Genomic DNA, 15,260 nt, shown 5'->3' with positions numbered 1-15,260 from the left:
CGGGCGGACGGGGCCTGGGGCTCCTCTGGTGCGTGCGGTGCGGTCACGGTGCGACCCTCTCTGCGGGTGGGGCGACGGGTGCGGACGGGACGGGGGACGCGGCGGACGGGCGGAGCGATCCGCTCATCCCTTCACCGCCCCCGTCAGCCCGCCGACGATGCGGCGCTCGAAGACGCTGAAGAAGATCAGCGCCGGGATCATCGACAGCGACACGAAGGCGAGCACCTTCGCCGTGTCGACCGAGTACTGCGACGAGAACGCCTGCACTCCGAGCGGGAGCGTGAAGGTGGACTCGTTGTTGAGGATGAACAGGGGCAGCAGATAGCTGTTCCAGCTCGCGATGAACGCGAGGATCCCCGTGGTGATCACGCCGGGCATCGCCAGGCGCACGACCATCCGGAAGAAGAAGCCGATCCGGCTGCAGCCGTCGATGAAGGCCGCCTCCTGGATCTCGTCCGGGATCGCGCGGAGGAACGGCACCAGGATGATGATCGTGGTCGGCAGGCCGAACGCGATCTGCGGCAGCACCACTCCGGCGAGCGAGTTCATCAGGCCGAGGCTCTTGATCACCAGGTAGAGAGGAGTGATCGCCACCGTCATCGGGAACATCAGGCCGGCGGCGAAGAGCGCGTAGAACACGCCCCGGCCGGTGAAGTCGTACCGGGCCAGGACGTAGCTCGCCATCAGGCCGAGCACGACCACGCCGAGCGTCGTCGCGAGGCCGGCGATGGTGGAGTTGCCGACCTCCTGCCAGAAGACGCCGCCGGTGATCACGTCGAGGTAGTTCTGCACGTTCCAGGGCGAGGGCAGGCCGGCCGGGTCGGTGGTGATCTGCGCGTTCGTGCGGAAGCCGCCGAGGATGATGTACGCCACCGGGGCGAGCATCAGCGCGATCACGACGATCGCCACGACGTAGGCGATCGTGGTGCCGCGGCCCAGGGGCTGCCGGCGCCGCTTCACCGCGAGAGGCCGAGGGGTCTCCGGAGTGATCGGCGGGGCCGTCATCGTCGTGCCGGTCATCGCTTGTCTCCCGTCAGTGCGCCCGCCGTGTCGCGCCGGAGCACGAAGCGCTGGTAGATCAGCGCCACCACGAGCGAGATCAGGAACAGGACCACTGCGACGGCGTTCCCGTACCCGTAGTTGCCGGCGTTGCGGCCGTTGGTGACCAGGTAGATCGCCATGGTCGAGGTGCCCGCGGTCGAGGACACGTACTGGCCCCAGATGATGTAGACGAGGTCGAACAGCTGCAGTGCGCCGATGATCGACAGGAACGCCCAGATCCGCAGAGTCGGCGCGAGCAGGGGCAGGGTGATCCGCCGCTGCACCTGCCAGTAGGAGGCGCCGTCGATGGCCGCGGCCTCGGACAGCTCCTCGGGGATGCCCTGCAGGCCCGCGAGGAAGAGGATCACGGCGAAGCCGATGTACTTCCACGTGATGATCAGCATCAGCGTCCAGATCGCGATCGCCGGATCCGAGAGCCAGTCCTGCTTCTGCGCGCCGAGGCCGACCTTCTCGAGCAGGCCGTTGACCGCGCCGCTGGTCTGGAGCATCAGGCTCCATCCCGTGCCGACGACGACCTCCGAGATCACGTACGGCACGAAGATCAGGACGCGGATGATCGACTGCCCGCGCAGCTTGCGGTTCAGCAGCAGCGCCAGGAGGATCGCGACCGGCCCCTGGAGCACGAGCGAGAGCACCACGATGATGCCGTTGTGCGCGAGGGCGTCGTGGAAGGTGGGGTCCTGCAGGATCGTCAGGTAGTTGCGGAAGCCGACGAAGTCCGTCGGCACTCCGTAGCCCTGCCAGCTGAAGAAGCCGTAGTAGGCCGCCATCACGACCGGGAAGATCACGAAGGCGAGGAAGACGATCAGCGCCGGGCCGACCAGGAGCGCGATCTCGAAGCGGCCCGCCCAGCCCACGCTGCGGCGGCGCCGGCGCACCGGAGGCGTCGAGGTGACGCCTCCGGTGCGCGCGGCCCCGCGGGGCTCATCCACTCCGAGGAGCGGGCTCTCGCGGAGTGCCATGGTGGCTAGGCCTTCGCCGCGGCGGCGTTGACGGCCTCGACCAGCTGCTCGGGGTCGCTCTTGCCGGCCAGCAGGTCGACGACTCCGACGTTCAGCGCGTTGCCGACGTTGAGGCCGTAGACGGTGTCGAGCCACTGCGAGACGTACGGGGCCGAGTTGTAGGCCTCGAGGATCTGCTGCAGGTACGGCTCGGTGACCGCCTCCTGCGCCACGGTGTTCACCGGGGGCGCGTTGAAGGCCGCGTAGTACTCCTTCTGCACGTCGGAGGTGGCCAGGTAGTTGAGGAAGTCGACGCACTCGTCGGGAGCACCCGCGGAGCAGGAGTAGCCGTCGACGCCGCCCATGATCGCGCCGGCCTCGCCGTCGCCGCCGTCGATCTCGGGGAAGGGGAACCAGCCCAGGTCGGGCAGCGGCTTCTCGTCGGGGGTGAGGGAGGCGATCACGCCCGGGTCCCAGGCGCCCATGAGCTCCATCGACGCCTGGTGGTTGGCGAGGAGTCCGGCCGAGCTGCCCGCGCCCTGCTGGGCGGCGGTGGTGAGGAAGCCCTCGTTGAACGGCTCGGTCGCCGCGAAGTCCTGCAGGTCCTCGCCCGCGCGGACCCAGCAGTCGTCCGAGAAGTCCTTGGTGTCGGCCGCCTCGGCCATGGTGTCGGCGCTGCACTCGCGCAGCGCGAAGAAGTAGTACCAGTGCGCGGCGGGCCAGGCGTCCTTCGCGCCGAGCGCGACGGCCTGGGCTCCGCTGCCCTTGATCTTCGTGATCGCGGAGTCGAGCTCGTCGATCGTCTTCGGGGTCTCGGTGACTCCGGCGGCGGTGAACACGTCCTGGCTGTAGAAGAGGCCGCCCGGGAGGACCGCGACCGGCATCGCCCAGACCTTGTCGTCGAGCGTGTTCGCCGAGAACGAGCCCTCGGGAATCTCGCTCCGCGCCTGGTCGGAGATGCCTCCGGTGAGGTCCTTGAGCTGTCCGCCCGCGACCATGGCGGCGAGCTTGCCGCCTCCGCGCTGGAGGAAGACGTCGGGGGCGTCGCCCGAGTTGAGCGCCGTCTGGAGCTTGCCGTCGAGGTCCTCGTTCTGGATGGCCTGCGACTCGATGGTCACTCCGGGGTTCGCGGCCTCGAAGTCCGCGATCGTCTTGTCCCAGAACTCCTGGCCGGGGCCCGTGGTCGAGTTCTGCCAGAGGGTCATCGCGACGGTGCCGTCGCTCGATCCCGAATCCTGGGCCGAGCAGCCGGTGAGGGCCGCGACCGTGCCGAGCAGGGCTGCTGTCGCCACTGCGATCTTCCTGAACTTCATCGTCCAACCGTTCTCTTCATCGAGGGCGCCGCCTGGTGCACCGGCGCCGTGGGGGTTCCCGCCTTCGCGGGTGGAGTCAGTGTCCGCAGGGGTTGCGAAAGTGGTCAAACGTTTTCGAAATGGTTTTCGAAGCACGGGTTACAGTCGGCCACATGACCACCCGACCGACCATCCACGACGTCGCCGCTGCCGCCGGCGTCTCGGTGGCGACGGTGTCGAAGGCCGTGAACGGCCGCTACGGCATCGCTCCCTCCACCGCCACCCGCGTTCTCGAGGTCGTGCGCGAGCTCGGCTACGAGTCGAGCCTCGTCGCGAGCAGCATGCGCTCCCGGCGCACAGGCGTGATCGGCGTGCTCGTCGCCGGGTTCGAGCCGTTCAGCGCCGAGATCCTGAAGGGCGTGGGGTCGGTGCTGGCGGAGTCGCGGTTCGACCTGCTCGCCTACTCCGGCTCCCACGAGGGCGAGCAGGAGGGCTGGGAGCGGCGCTCGCTGAGCCGGCTCAGCGGCACCCTCATCGACGGCGCGATCATGGTGACGCCGAGCGTGGTGAGCGCCCCCTCCGACATCCCGCTCGTCGCCGTCGACCCTCACACCGGCCGCGCCGACCTGCCGACCGTCGAGTCCGACAACTTCGGCGGCGCCCTGCTCGCCGTCCGCCACCTCGTCGCCCTCGGGCACCGCCGCATCGGCTTCGTCGCGGGCCGCGGCGACCTGCGCTCGGCGCGGCTGCGCGAGGCCGGCTACCGGGCGGCGCTGGCGGAGGCGGGCATCACCTTCGACGATCGGCTGCTGCGCGTGGGCAACTACCACCGCGACACCGCTCGGCGGCCCGCCTCCTCGCTCCTGTCGCTGCCCGACCGGCCGACCGCGGTCTTCGCTGCGAACGACGTCTCGGCGCTCGCGATCATCGAGACCGCCGCGCACCTGGGCCTCGCCGTGCCCCACGACCTGTCGGTGATCGGCTTCGACGACGTGCCCGAGGCCGCGCGCTTCGACCCGCCGCTGACGACGATCCGCCAGCCGATGCAGACCCTCGGTGCGACCGCGGCCGAGATGCTGATCGCCCTGATGGCCGGGCGCGAGCCGCGCTCGCTGCACGTGCAGCTGCCGACCCAGCTCGTCCGCCGGGCGACGACGGGGCCGCCCGCATGAGCGACGACGGGACCGCCGGCAGGGGCGACGACCTCGAGGACGACGGCCCGGCCGCCGTGCACGCCGCCCTCTTCGACGCGCTGGAGCTGGTGGACCTGCCCGCGCTCGAGGCGCTGCTCGACGAGCGCTTCGTGATCGAGCACCCCACCGGCCTCGTGCAGTCCCGGGAGGAGTGGCTCGCCGACATCGACGAGGCGCGCAAGGAGTACCACGAGATCGACCACGTCGAGAGCGCCCTCTCGGGCGGCGCCGCGCACCCGGTGCTCACCTCCCGCACGATCACGGAGGCGACCATCGGCCGCCTGCACGCGACCTGGCGCCTCCAGCTGACGAGCCGTCTCGTCCGCCGCGACGAGGGGTGGGTGATCACGCGGACGGTGGTGACGAGCTGGTGAGGTGGGCGGACCGGCGCGCTCCCGGCAGGCGGCAGGCGGAGCGGGCAGGATCGACACCGTGCTCCTCCAGGTCGTGACCCGCTCCCCCCGCCCGGCCGCCGAGATGTTCGACCGGGCGCGCGACATCGACCTGCACACGCGCTCGCAGTCCGGCGCCCGCGAGCGCGCGGTGTCCGGGACGACCACCGGGCTGATCGGGCTCGGCGAGCACGTGACCTGGAGCGCCCGGCACTTCGGCGTCCCGCTCCGGCTGACCAGCACCGTCACCGCGCTCGACGCCCCGCACTCCTTCGTCGACGAGCAGACCCGCGGGCCCTTCGCCGCGTTCCGCCACGAGCACCGCTTCGAGCCCGACGGCTCCGGCTCCGGCTCCGGCTCCGTGATGATCGACCGGCTGGAGTACTCCGCCCCGCTCGGCGTCCTCGGGAGGATCGTGGAGCGGCTGGTGCTCGACCGGCACCTGCGGCGGCTGCTGGAAGCGCGCGGCGCGTTCCTCGCCGAAGGCGACCGGTGAGCGTCGCGATCCGGACCCGGCTGACGCTCGTCGCCGGGCGCGGAGCGCAGACGGGGCCGAGCGGCGCCCACTAGCGGTTCCGCGCACGTGACCGTGACGCGGCGTCGACCCGTACCGTCGCTTCCCTCGCGGCCGGAGTCCCCGGCGACGGGGAGACGGAGCGCGCTGTGGAGCAGGAGTGGACCCTGCACGAGGTGGCGCGACTGGCCTGCTGCTGCCCGACCTCGGCCTCGGGCTGCCCGAGATCGGGCGCATCCTGCGGCGCGACACGGAGCCGGTGCTCGCTCTCGAGCGGCACCTCGACGTGCTCCAGGAGGAGCGCCGGCGGATCGACCGCCGCATCCGGGCGGTCGCCGGGACCGGGTCGACGGCGACACCATCGCGCTGCCGTTCGTCTGGGGAGAGGCGGTGCCGACGAGCGTCCTGGGACTCCGGCACGAAGGCCTCGCGAACATCCTGCGCGCCTCCTTCGACGAGCTGTGGCGGCGGGCGGAGCCGGTGGGAGCGGACCAGCAGCCGTGGTCGGCGCTCCTCCGCCTGATGCAGCAGGGCAACACCCTCGAGGGCGCGTCGCACCGCCTCGGCCTGAACCCCCGGACCGGACGACGCCGGGTCGCCGCCACGATGGAGCACTACGGAGCACCGACGCTCTTCGCGCTCGGGTCCGCCTGGACCGCGGCGGGCGGCGGTGGTGGCGCATCGGAGGGTGAGAGCACCCGCGTGCGCCGGCCGACCGCGTGCCAGGATCGCTCCATGGGGATGAGCGGAACACGGTTCGCGGTCACGGTCACGGTCACGGCGCTGGCGGGCGGGCTGCTGCTCTCCGGTTGCACCGCTGCGGAGCCGACCGCAGGGCCGTCGGCTGCGGCGGACGGCGTTCCGCCCACGTCCTCCGTAGCACCACCCTCCGCGGCGTCGCCGCTCAGCGCCTTCGAGCAGCAGCTCCCCCTCTCGGGAGACTTCGTCAGCCAGCAGACCGCGACGACCGGCTCGGTGCGGATCGAGCGCCGGGCGGACGGATCGACGTGGGCGGTCCTCACCGGCTTCTCGACCGGCGACGCCTCCGACCTCCGGCTGTCCCTCAAGGAGGGTGCGCTCGACCAGGACGCCTCCGGCAACTGGGTCGACACCGCCGGCTACTCCTTCGACATCGCCGCGCTGGACCCGGACCTGCCCGATCAGGAGATCCCGATCCCGGGGGCCGCGACGATGCCGGAGATCCGCACGCTCACCGCGATGGACTACCAGGGCCCCGACTACCCGTCGCTCGGCTCCGTCGCACTCGCGCCGGCCGCGTGAGGGTGAGCTCCTCCGCGGGTCGAGGGCTCCGCCCGGAGACGGGATGATCGCCTCATGGGGCGCATCCGCTTCAGCAGTCCGGGCTGGGACGAGGACACCGACCGGGGTCCGGCACCCGATCCCGATCGGGCACGGTACTCCCGGGACGACGGGGCGAGGTTCACCGCGATCACGCTCACCTGCCTGTCCGTCCTCCCGTCCCTCGTCCTGACGGCCGCGTTCTTCCTCGTGCGGCTCCCTCCGCTGGACCGCGACGACCAGCCCGACTGGACGGCGCCGAGCGCAGGCGTCCTGGCTCCGTGGCTGCTGCTGTTCCTGCTCCCGCCGCTGGTCACAGGGCTGCTCACCCGACTGGTCGGCGGGCGCGACTCCGACCACGGGTTCCGGCACTCCGCCGCGATCTGCCTCCTGGTGACGGCCCCGTTCCTCGGGCTCTCGGCCCTGTCGCTCCTCGGCTAGACGCCGCCTACGCCTGCAGGACCACCGCGCCGTAGTGCGTGCCCGCGCCCGTGCCCACCAGCAGCACCGACTCCCCCGGCTGCACGCGCGAGCGGTGCAGGGCCAGCGGGATCGCGCTGCCGATCGTGTTGCCGACCTCGCCGAGCGTGATCGTCATCCGGTCGCGGCCCCACAGGCGTGCCATGCCCTCGAGCCCGGCCGCGCTGGTCTGGTGCGGGACCACCCGGTCGATGCCGGGGAGCCCGGTCGAGAGGCCGGGACGCACCTCCTCGAGGAACGCCGGGAAGTGCCGCAGCGCGTCGACGAGCAGCGCCTTGCCCTGCATGTCGAAGCGGAAGTCGGCGAGCCGATCGGGCGCCTCCTCGACGCGGATGCGCGAGCCGAAGCCGCGCAGCTCCGCGTGGCGCACGCCGCTCGAGCGGGTGCGGAAGTGCGTGGTGACCAGGCCCTGGCCCGGAGTCTCGGCGCGGCCGATCAGGACGGCGGCGGCCGCGTCGCCGAAGAGCAGAGCGCTCTCGGGCTGGCCCGGGTCGATGCCGCGGCTGCCGCAGTCGGTCGAGACGATGAGCACGGTGTCGGCGCGGTGGGTGGCGAGGAGGAAGCCCGCCTCCTGCAGAGCGAAGAGGAACGACAGGCAGGTGGCGCCGACGCTGTACGCCGAGACGTCGTCGAGGCCGAGACCCGCGGCGAGAAGCGCGCCTCCGTCCGGGATCGCCTGCAGCTGGGTCCCCGAGGCGTTGAGCACCACGTCGACCGTGTCGAGACCGGCCGCGGCGAGCGCCCGGCGGGCGGCGAGCAGGCCGAGCTCGAGCGGGTCCTCGTCGTCGGTCACCCAGTGACGGGTGCGCACGCCGGAGCGGCGCTCGGCCTCGTCGGCGGGCAGGCCGCAGAGCGCGGCGACCTCGGCGGTCGTGACGATCCGCTCGGGCAGCGCTTCGCCCGTGCCGAGGACGCGGAGCGGGAGGAGGTCGGGCACGCGGGCCCCTTCCTGCCCCGGGACGTGCGGAGCGAATCCCTGTATAGCGCGCCTCTGCACCTCCGCGCGCACTGTTCGGCGCGGTTTGACGGCACGGGCGCCCGCCGACACCATGGTCCCGGAGCGGGGGACGGATGGACGCGCACGGATTCTGGGTGGTCGTGCCCTTCCTCGACGAGGAGAAGCTGCTCGGCGGCGCCCTCGACGCGCTCGCCCGCCAGACCGATCCGGACTTCACCCTCCTGCTCGTCGACAACGGCAGCACCGACGGCTCGCGCGCCGTGATCGAGGAGTTCCGCCGCCGACGCCCGGAGCGGCAGGTCGCCGTGATCGACGAGGCGCAGAAGGGCACGGGAGCCGCCTCCGACACCGGCTTCCGCCATGCGATCGCTGAGGGCGCGTCGGCCGTCGCCCGCACCGACGCCGACTGCCTGCCGGGCGCCGACTGGGTGGCGCGCCTCAAGGCCGATCTCCGCGGCGGCGCCCGCTTCGTCGGCGGCCGCCTGTCCCCGCGGCGGGACGAGGCCGTCTACCGCTGGTACGACGGCGTGCTCGGCACCGCGCTGATCCGCCTGATGGAGCACGCGCCGGCCGTCTTCTACCGCCGCCCCGGCCAGCGGTACCGGATGTTCATGGCCGCCGGCTGCAACCTCGCGATCGACGCCGCTCTGTACCTCCAGGTCGACGGCTTCCCGCGCTCGAGCATCGACGACACCGACGAGGATCTGGAGCTGCACCTCAAGGTCTGCCAGGTGATCGGGCGGAGCGAGGCGCTGCTCGACAGGCACGCGGTCGTGCTCATGTCGATCCGGAAGGGCAAGGCGCTCGGGTACCTCGGGATCCTGCTCTGGTACTGGGGCCGCAAGCGCGGCCTGGAGGTCGTCGATGTCCGCTGAGCGACGCGTGCTGATCACCGGGGCGACGGGCTTCCTCGGCGGCTACGCGGTGCGCGAGTTCCTGGCCGCGGGTGACGACGTGCTCGCCACAGGACGCGACCCGGGGGCGCTGGCGCGGCTGGAGGAGGAGGGCGCGTCGGTCCTCCGCGCGGACCTCGCCGAGCTGGGAGCGATGACCGTCGAGGCCGACGTCCTCGTGCACGCCGCCGCCCTCTCGAGCCCGTGGGGCACGTGGAGCGAGTTCGAGCGCGCGAACGTGGCGGGCACGGAGGCGATGATCGCGCTGGCAGAGCGCTGCGGGATCCGCCGCTTCGTCTTCGTCTCGTCGCCGAGCATCTACTCCGCCCGCCGCCACCAGTACCTGGTGCGGGAGGAGGAGGTCGACACCGGCAGCCGGATGAGTCTCTATATCCGCAGCAAGATCGAGGCCGAGCGGCTGCTGCAGGAGGCGCACCGCGCCGGCCGGATCCCCGAGCTCGTGATCCTGCGCCCGCGCGGCCTGATCGGCGTCGGCGACCCCAGCCTCCTCCCCCGCTTCGTCGCCGCCAGCCGCCGCCGCGGCATCCCCCTCTTCGACGGCGGCCGGAACCCCGTCGACATCACCTGCGTCGAGAACGCCGCGCACGCGCTGGTCCTCGCGGCCGACGCTCCCGTGGCCGACGGCGGCGTCTACAACATCACCAACGGCGAGCCCGCTCCGCTCGGCGACCTGCTCGAGCGCTTCTTCGCCGCGATGGGCGAGGAGCCGCGCTTCATCCGGGTGGACCTGCGCGTGCTGACCGGGCTCGCCGAGATCCTGGAGCGGGTCTACCGGCTGCTGCCCGGCCGCGAGCCGCCGTTCACCCGCTACACCGTGGCGACCCTCGCGTACGCGCAGACCCTCGACATCTCGCGGGCGCGGGCCGAGCTCGGCTACGAGCCGACCGTGCCGCTGGCCGAGGGGATCCGCCGGGTCGGCGAGCACCTGAGGGTGACGCGTGGCTGAGTCGTCGCTGCGGGTGATGGCGTGTGGGAGCACCGTCTTCCCGCTGTCCCGCGTGTTCCGGGGGAAGGGGCTCCCCCGCCGCGTCTTCCCCTCGAACGTCTTCCTCTACACGCACCCGAGCGGCCGACGGGTGCTCGTGGACACGGGCTACCCCCCGACGTTCCGCGGGACGGGCCTCGTCGGAAGGCTGTACGAGCGCATCCTGCCCGCGACGGTGGCGGACGGCGAGACCGTCGACCAGCGGCTGCTCGCGCTCGGACTGACCCCGGCCGACGTGGAGTTCGTGGTGCTGACCCACCTGCACCCGGACCACGTGGGCGGGGTGCGCTGGTTCCCCGACGCGACGTTCGTGCTGTCGTCGGGCCAGATCGCCTCCGTGCGGCGGAACCGGGTGCGGGAGGGGATCTTCCGCGCGCTGCTGCCGCCGTGGTTCGCGGCCGGGATCGTGGCGGACGAGCAGCCCGCGACGACGATCGCGGGGTTGACCGGATTCGACCTGTTCGGCGACGGGTCGCTGCTCGTGGTGCCGCTGCCGGGCCATGCGCGCGGACACCTGGGGGTGATCGTCGAGGGGCGCGTGCTGGTGGCCGGCGACGCGGCGTGGGGGCGGGAGTTCCTCGGCTGGTCCGGGCGCCTGCGGAGACTGCCGCGGTTCATCAGCGACGATGCGCGGGCGCACGAGCGGACGTCGGAGCTGCTCGAGCGGGTGGAGGCGTCGGGGGTGCGGCTGTGCTTCTCGCACGACGCGTATCCGGAGGGGGATGCGGGGGTGCGGGAGGCCTGGCCGGAACGCTGACGCCGACGCCGCGCCCGGCCGACCAGCGCGAGGTCGTCGATCCGATCCGAGGAGTGACGCGGCCGCGAGCCCACTCCGCGGGATCTCGAGACCCCGTTGCTCGACCAGGCGGCAGCGGTCCTCAGCGGGGCAGGCGCTCGTAGGGGACGCGGCGGCTCAGCCAGGCGAGCAGCCCGGCGGCGAGCGCCGCGACCGCCGCCGGGACGAGCAGCAGCCAGAGGGCCGAGGTCACGGCGACGAGGACGAGCGCCGCCGCGGCGACGCCGGCGCCGATCGCGAAGTTCCAGCGCACGTCCGTGGCCACTCCGCCCTCCGGACGCGCCCACAGCACGACCAGGGCCGTCGCGATCGGCCCGAGGAGCAGCCCCAGCACGAACCAGCGCCAGCGCGAGCGGCCCTTCTGCTCGGCGAGACCGGCGGTGACGATCGCGAGTCCGAACCAGATCCAGCCGGAGTCCTGGGTGAGTGTCATGCACGGAGCCTAGGGCGCGAGCGGGATCACCCGGCGAGGTCACCGGTCGGGCACGGCGGCCTGTCGCACGCGTCTCCCGCTCAGCGGTCCCCCGCACGGCGGCCGACCTCCTCCGCTACCCGGGCACCACGAGGGCGACCCCGACGACGACGCCCAGCACGAGAGCCACCGAGCCGGATCCGACCAGGAGGGCGAACGTCAGCGGACGGGTCTCGCGGACGCTCATCGTCCCGGGGATCAGCTCGTTGATCTCGGCGGGGCTCAACGTCTTCTCGGCGGCGGGCGGCGCCTCGATCTGCCGCCGGCGAGCGGCTCCGGCCAGCAGGCGCGCCCACACGCTCCGGCCACCGGCGCGCACTCCACGCGCCGTCGGCACGAGCGGCGTCTCCACGGCGGCGACGACGGCCCGCAGATCCTCGATCTCCCAGTCCGCCCCGCGGAGCCGCAGCGACCGGGTCCCGTCCGACAGGAACAGGATGAGCGAGGGAGGCAGGTGGATCCCCTCGCTGTTCGGGCCGGCGGGCACCCACGCGAGCAGCGCCCTCACCGACGGGTCGGCGCGCTCGAAGGTCACGACCCTGCCTCGAGCGTCCGTGCACTCGATCGCCCGGTCCGAGATCCGGAGGGACGCAGTGGCGAGGAACCGCCGGTTGCGGAGCGCCAGGACTCCGACGATCACCAGAGCCACCGCGGTGGCGAAGCCGAACAGCCCGAGGTAGACGGCCGACGCTGCACCGCGGTCGTCGGCGGCCACGACTCCCCAGACGCTCCCCGCCAGCAGGACCAGCGCGGGAAGGACAGCGACCGGTCGCAGACGCCTCGACTCGTTCTTCTGCCGGGCCCTCGAGGGCCGGAACTCGCGAACCGGCTCCGAGCGGTCCGTCCGTCGCCGCTCCATCAGGTGGACGCGACGGCCGGGGAGCCGGCGCGGTCGCGGTTCCGGAGACGGTCGTCGAGGCTGCGGCGCATGGCGTCAGGGTAGCGTCGGCGCTCCGTCGGGCCCGCTCTCGGTATCGGGGCATTCCTGTGCTTCCTGCGTCGAGCGCGCCGTTCGCGCCGCGGCGACCGCCGAAGGCGAGCACCGGCGCACCTCAGCGCTCCTGCTGAGCCCCGACGACGCCGATAGCCTTCGCTGGTGACCTCCTCCTCCCTCTCCCACCCGGCGAGCCGCTGGGCACTGGACCACATGCCCCTCACCGCGCAGGCGGTCCAGGAGCTCGCTCCGGTGCTCTCCGGGAAGAAGCTGGCGATCTGCCTCCACGTCGAGCCCAAGACCGCCGCTCTCGTCTCGCTCCTGGTCGAGGCCGGGATGGACATCGCTCTGACGGGCTCTCCCGGAACCACGAAGGACGACGTCGCCGACGACCTCCGCGCTCTCGATGTGCGCGTCCACACGAAGCAGAGCGACGGCGAGGCGGAGCACCTCCGCAACATCGAGGAGGTGCTCGAGCACGATCCCGACCTCACCCTCGACAACGGCGCCGACCTGACCCTCCGGCTCCTCGACTCCGGCGTCCCGGACCACTACCTCGGCGGCACCGAGGAGACCACCACCGGCGGCATCCGCCTGCGGGAGAGCAGCGCGACCCTCCCCCGGCCCGTCGTCGTCATCAACGACTCCCCCCTCAAGCTGATCGTCGAGAACGAGTACGGCGTCGGCCAGAGCGTCGTCCAGGGCTTCATGAACGCCACGAACCTCATGATCCCCGGCACGCGCGCCGCGGTCATCGGCTACGGCCCGTGCGGACGCGGAGTCGCCGACACCCTCGCCCAGCTCGGAGCGCGGGTCTCCGTCGCCGACGTCGACCCGATCCGCTCGCTGCAGGCGATCCTCCGCGGCCACCGCGTCGGACCCGTCGCCGACGTCCTCTCGGACGCGCAGTTCGTCTTCACCGCCACCGGAGCACCCGGCGTCATCGGCGCCGCGGAGATCGACGCGTTCGCCGACGGCGCCGTGATCGCCGGCGTCGGCCACTTCCCGTGGGAGATCGACGAAGACGCCCTCGCGGCTGCCACGGAGTCGACCACCGAGTTCGCCGACGGCCGGCGCCGGCAGGGCATCCGCCTGAAGAACGGCAAGCAGATCATCCGCCTCGAGAACGGCCGGATGATCAACCTCACCGCCGCCGGCGGGAATCCGATCCAGGCGATGGACCTCGGCCTGACCCTGCAGGCCCGGAGCCTCGCCGCGGTCGTCACCGCGGACCTCGACGCCGTCGTGCAGCCCGTCCCGGCCGACGTCGAGCACCGCATCGCGACCGACCTCGTCGCCCTCCTCAGCCGCTGAGAGGCGAGCGGGGGGGCTCGGCGGCGATCCGCGGGGCGGCGGCGGTGCACCTCAGAAGACGGCGATCGGATTGACCGGAACGCCGGTGAGCCCGAGCAGGCGCGGTGGGGCCACGCTCAGCAGGAACGACCAGCGGGACAGCTCGGTGCAGACCACGGCGAGCCGCTCGACGTCCGCGCTGTCGATCAGGGGCATGCCCAGCCGGGCGAGCGCGACCCTGTGCATCGGCATCGGCATCTCGGGATCGTGCGGGGGGAAGCTGTCGCCGACGTCCCCCGCGTAGAGCGCCACACCCCGCTCGTGCATCCAGGTCACGGCGTCGACGGTCATGCCGGGGGCCTGCTCCTCCGAATCCCAGGAGAAGCCCCACCCGCTGCGGACCACGAGCGCGTCGCCGGACTGCAGGGGGACGCCTCCTCGGCGCTCGGCCGCGTCGAGGTCGGCGGCGACGATCGCGTGCGCCGCCGGCAGCCTCCCCTGCGGCGCGAGGTCGAGGAGGACTCCGCGCGTGACGATGCCCTCGGCGAACGAGCTGGTGGATCCGTGCATCACTCCGCCGGCGGTGACGGCTTCGGCGAGAGGCCGGCCCGGGTAGACGACTCCGTCGTCGACGGGCAGGTGCGCGAACGCGTCCAGGTGGGTCATCGCCGGGTGGTGCGGAGTCACGATCAGCACCTCGGACATGCCCATCGGAGGGGTGCCGGTGTAGAGGAGCGCCTGCTGCACCGGGGGCGACGGCGGAGCGGCGGGCGCGAAAGGGCCGCCCAGCATCGACGCGGGAGCCACGGGGAGGGCGAGCGAGACCCAGCGGCCGGTCCTCACCTGCTCCGCGGCACGTCGCCGGGCGGCGTCGTCGATGAGGGTGAGCGTGCCGAGCTCGTCCTCCGCGCCCCATCGGCCTCGGTCGTCGGGGAGCTGCGTGCCGGTCATGGGATGTCCTGTCGGATCGATGCGGTCCGGGGTGTGGTGCACACTCCAGGGAGGGGACTGCAGAAGCAGATCCCTGCAGGCTACCTCGTGAAGCAGGTTCCTGTTTCTTTGAATCACCCGGGAGGGATGTCGGCGTGGACGACGACGAGGGACTCGAGGCCGTCCTCGGCTGGAACGCGGTCAAGGTCGCGCGGATCATCGGCGCGCGCATCACCGCCGGGCTCGCGGAGCACGACGTGAGCCTGGTGCAGTTCGGCGTCCTCTCCTGCCTCACCGGCGGAGCGCAGCTGACCTCGGCCGAGATCGCCCGCGCGGTCTTCGTCCGCCCGCAGACGATGTCCGAGGTCCTCGACGGCATGGAGCGGCGAGGGCTGATCGAGCGTGTCGGAGTCCGCGGGAAGGGCCGACGCACCCCCGTCCGCACGACCGCTGACGGGGAGCGCGTCCTCACCGCGGCGCGCGCGGTCGCTCTCGCGACCAACGACCTCAGCGACGTCGGCCTGAGCGCCCCCGCCGCCCGGCAGCTGAACGACCTCCTGCTCACCGTCATCCGGAACGCCGAGGAGCCGACGGGAGCCGGGTTCGGGTCCTGAGGAGGGAGAAGCCGGGCTTCGGAGCATCGGCGACGCCGGACCTCGTCCAGACGGTGTTCACAACGCAGGAAGAATCTGCTCCAGGGCCCCGCGATCCGCGCGGAACGGGTGCCGGATCCTCATCCTTCCTGAGTTGTGAACAGGATCAGCCGAGCGGGGCCGACGAAGGACGCCCGCCCGAGCGCCCTCTT

General features: G+C 72.5%; 17 protein-coding genes. 10 read left to right on the top strand and 7 right to left on the bottom strand.

The window, feature by feature from the left end; all coding sequences use genetic code 11:
* Positions 1-123 precede the first annotated feature (123 nt).
* Genes C5D08_RS03250 through C5D08_RS03240 form a run of 3 tightly spaced genes read right to left on the bottom strand, consistent with a single transcriptional unit; the run spans position 124 to position 3,316 of the window.
* On the bottom strand, positions 124-1,020 hold the full coding sequence (locus C5D08_RS03250) for a carbohydrate ABC transporter permease (RefSeq protein WP_104224899.1): 897 nt from the start codon (positions 1,018-1,020) through the stop codon (positions 124-126).
* Positions 1,017-2,024, bottom strand: a complete 1,008-nt coding sequence (locus C5D08_RS03245) for a carbohydrate ABC transporter permease (RefSeq protein ID WP_104275793.1) — start codon at positions 2,022-2,024, stop codon at positions 1,017-1,019. Before C5D08_RS03245 ends, C5D08_RS03250 begins: the two co-directional genes overlap by 4 nt.
* Positions 2,025-2,029: 5 nt before the next feature.
* Entirely contained in the window at positions 2,030-3,316 is a 1,287-nt protein-coding gene (locus C5D08_RS03240) for an ABC transporter substrate-binding protein (protein WP_104275792.1), read from the bottom strand.
* A gap of 152 nt (positions 3,317-3,468) precedes the next feature.
* Here C5D08_RS03240 and C5D08_RS03235 point away from each other — a divergent pair, with 152 nt between their 5' ends.
* The 5 genes from C5D08_RS03235 (at position 3,469) to C5D08_RS03215 (ending at position 7,134) form a co-directional block, all read left to right on the top strand.
* Complete coding sequence (locus tag C5D08_RS03235) at positions 3,469-4,467, top strand: LacI family DNA-binding transcriptional regulator (RefSeq protein WP_104275791.1); 999 nt, start codon at positions 3,469-3,471, stop codon at positions 4,465-4,467.
* Complete coding sequence (locus C5D08_RS03230) at positions 4,464-4,862, top strand: nuclear transport factor 2 family protein (RefSeq protein WP_104275790.1); 399 nt, start codon at positions 4,464-4,466, stop codon at positions 4,860-4,862. The genes C5D08_RS03235 and C5D08_RS03230 overlap by 4 nt, the downstream gene beginning before the upstream one ends.
* A gap of 58 nt (positions 4,863-4,920) precedes the next feature.
* Complete coding sequence (locus tag C5D08_RS03225) at positions 4,921-5,376, top strand: SRPBCC family protein (RefSeq protein WP_308471622.1); 456 nt, start codon at positions 4,921-4,923, stop codon at positions 5,374-5,376.
* A gap of 408 nt (positions 5,377-5,784) precedes the next feature.
* Positions 5,785-6,675, top strand: a complete 891-nt coding sequence (locus C5D08_RS03220) for a hypothetical protein (RefSeq protein WP_104275789.1) — start codon at positions 5,785-5,787, stop codon at positions 6,673-6,675.
* 54 nt (positions 6,676-6,729) lie between these two features.
* Complete coding sequence (locus tag C5D08_RS03215) at positions 6,730-7,134, top strand: hypothetical protein (protein WP_104275788.1); 405 nt, start codon at positions 6,730-6,732, stop codon at positions 7,132-7,134.
* A gap of 7 nt (positions 7,135-7,141) precedes the next feature.
* Here the strand turns inward: C5D08_RS03215 and C5D08_RS03210 are convergent, their stop codons facing one another.
* Positions 7,142-8,110: a 3-oxoacyl-ACP synthase III family protein gene (locus C5D08_RS03210; RefSeq protein ID WP_219815140.1), complete on the bottom strand. Its 969-nt coding sequence runs from the start codon at positions 8,108-8,110 to the stop codon at positions 7,142-7,144.
* Positions 8,111-8,244: 134 nt separating this feature from the next.
* Between C5D08_RS03210 and C5D08_RS03205 the strand changes: the two genes are divergently transcribed.
* From C5D08_RS03205 to C5D08_RS03195, 3 genes are read left to right on the top strand one after another with little or no spacing between them, the layout of a single operon-like run.
* Complete coding sequence (locus C5D08_RS03205; RefSeq protein ID WP_104275786.1) at positions 8,245-9,006, top strand: glycosyltransferase family A protein; 762 nt, start codon at positions 8,245-8,247, stop codon at positions 9,004-9,006.
* Positions 8,996-9,991 (top strand): NAD(P)-dependent oxidoreductase, encoded by a 996-nt coding sequence (locus C5D08_RS03200; RefSeq protein ID WP_104275785.1) that lies wholly within the window; start codon positions 8,996-8,998, stop codon positions 9,989-9,991. Before C5D08_RS03205 ends, C5D08_RS03200 begins: the two co-directional genes overlap by 11 nt.
* Positions 9,984-10,787 (top strand): MBL fold metallo-hydrolase, encoded by an 804-nt coding sequence (locus C5D08_RS03195; protein ID WP_104275784.1) that lies wholly within the window; start codon positions 9,984-9,986, stop codon positions 10,785-10,787. Before C5D08_RS03200 ends, C5D08_RS03195 begins: the two co-directional genes overlap by 8 nt.
* A 121-nt stretch (positions 10,788-10,908) precedes the next feature.
* Here the strand turns inward: C5D08_RS03195 and C5D08_RS03190 are convergent, their stop codons facing one another.
* Entirely contained in the window at positions 10,909-11,259 is a 351-nt protein-coding gene (locus C5D08_RS03190) for a hypothetical protein (protein WP_104275783.1), read from the bottom strand.
* 115 nt (positions 11,260-11,374) lie between these two features.
* On the bottom strand, positions 11,375-12,157 hold the full coding sequence (locus C5D08_RS03185) for a hypothetical protein (protein ID WP_104275782.1): 783 nt from the start codon (positions 12,155-12,157) through the stop codon (positions 11,375-11,377).
* Between the two features lie 237 nt (positions 12,158-12,394).
* On the opposite strand from C5D08_RS03185, the gene C5D08_RS03180 reads away from it, so the two are divergent.
* The gene (locus tag C5D08_RS03180; protein ID WP_219815139.1) at positions 12,395-13,546 is read left to right on the top strand and encodes an adenosylhomocysteinase; all 1,152 of its coding nucleotides are present in this window, start codon (positions 12,395-12,397) and stop codon (positions 13,544-13,546) included.
* Positions 13,547-13,597: 51 nt separating this feature from the next.
* Here the strand turns inward: C5D08_RS03180 and C5D08_RS03175 are convergent, their stop codons facing one another.
* Positions 13,598-14,476, bottom strand: coding sequence for a cyclase family protein (locus C5D08_RS03175; protein WP_104275781.1), 879 nt, complete (start codon positions 14,474-14,476; stop codon positions 13,598-13,600).
* A 134-nt stretch (positions 14,477-14,610) separates the two neighbouring features.
* Between C5D08_RS03175 and C5D08_RS03170 the strand changes: the two genes are divergently transcribed.
* Positions 14,611-15,069, top strand: coding sequence for a MarR family winged helix-turn-helix transcriptional regulator (locus C5D08_RS03170; RefSeq protein WP_104275780.1), 459 nt, complete (start codon positions 14,611-14,613; stop codon positions 15,067-15,069).
* The last annotated feature ends 191 nt before the right edge of the window (positions 15,070-15,260 follow it).

This window comes from Rathayibacter sp. AY1B6, assembly GCF_002932755.1.
Taxonomy (GTDB): Bacteria; Actinomycetota; Actinomycetes; order Actinomycetales; family Microbacteriaceae; genus Rathayibacter.
The sequence above is the reverse complement of the archived record's forward strand: the minus strand, read 5'-3'. Positions and strand labels throughout refer to the sequence as shown.

Bases quoted from the DNA above. Each gene is read 5' to 3' on its own strand.
- C5D08_RS03250 (WP_104224899.1), bottom strand. From the start codon at position 1,020: ATGACCGGCACGACGATGACGGCCCCGCCGATCACTCCGGAGACCCCT.
- C5D08_RS03245 (WP_104275793.1), bottom strand. From the start codon at position 2,024: ATGGCACTCCGCGAGAGCCCGCTCCTCGGAGTGGATGAGCCCCGCGGG.
- C5D08_RS03240 (WP_104275792.1), bottom strand. From the start codon at position 3,316: ATGAAGTTCAGGAAGATCGCAGTGGCGACAGCAGCCCTGCTCGGCACG.
- C5D08_RS03235 (WP_104275791.1), top strand. From the start codon at position 3,469: ATGACCACCCGACCGACCATCCACGACGTCGCCGCTGCCGCCGGCGTC.
- C5D08_RS03230 (WP_104275790.1), top strand. From the start codon at position 4,464: ATGAGCGACGACGGGACCGCCGGCAGGGGCGACGACCTCGAGGACGAC.
- C5D08_RS03215 (WP_104275788.1), top strand. From the start codon at position 6,730: ATGGGGCGCATCCGCTTCAGCAGTCCGGGCTGGGACGAGGACACCGAC.
- C5D08_RS03205 (WP_104275786.1), top strand. From the start codon at position 8,245: ATGGACGCGCACGGATTCTGGGTGGTCGTGCCCTTCCTCGACGAGGAG.
- C5D08_RS03200 (WP_104275785.1), top strand. From the start codon at position 8,996: ATGTCCGCTGAGCGACGCGTGCTGATCACCGGGGCGACGGGCTTCCTC.
- C5D08_RS03190 (WP_104275783.1), bottom strand. From the start codon at position 11,259: ATGACACTCACCCAGGACTCCGGCTGGATCTGGTTCGGACTCGCGATC.
- C5D08_RS03185 (WP_104275782.1), bottom strand. From the start codon at position 12,157: ATGGAGCGGCGACGGACGGACCGCTCGGAGCCGGTTCGCGAGTTCCGG.
- C5D08_RS03175 (WP_104275781.1), bottom strand. From the start codon at position 14,476: ATGACCGGCACGCAGCTCCCCGACGACCGAGGCCGATGGGGCGCGGAG.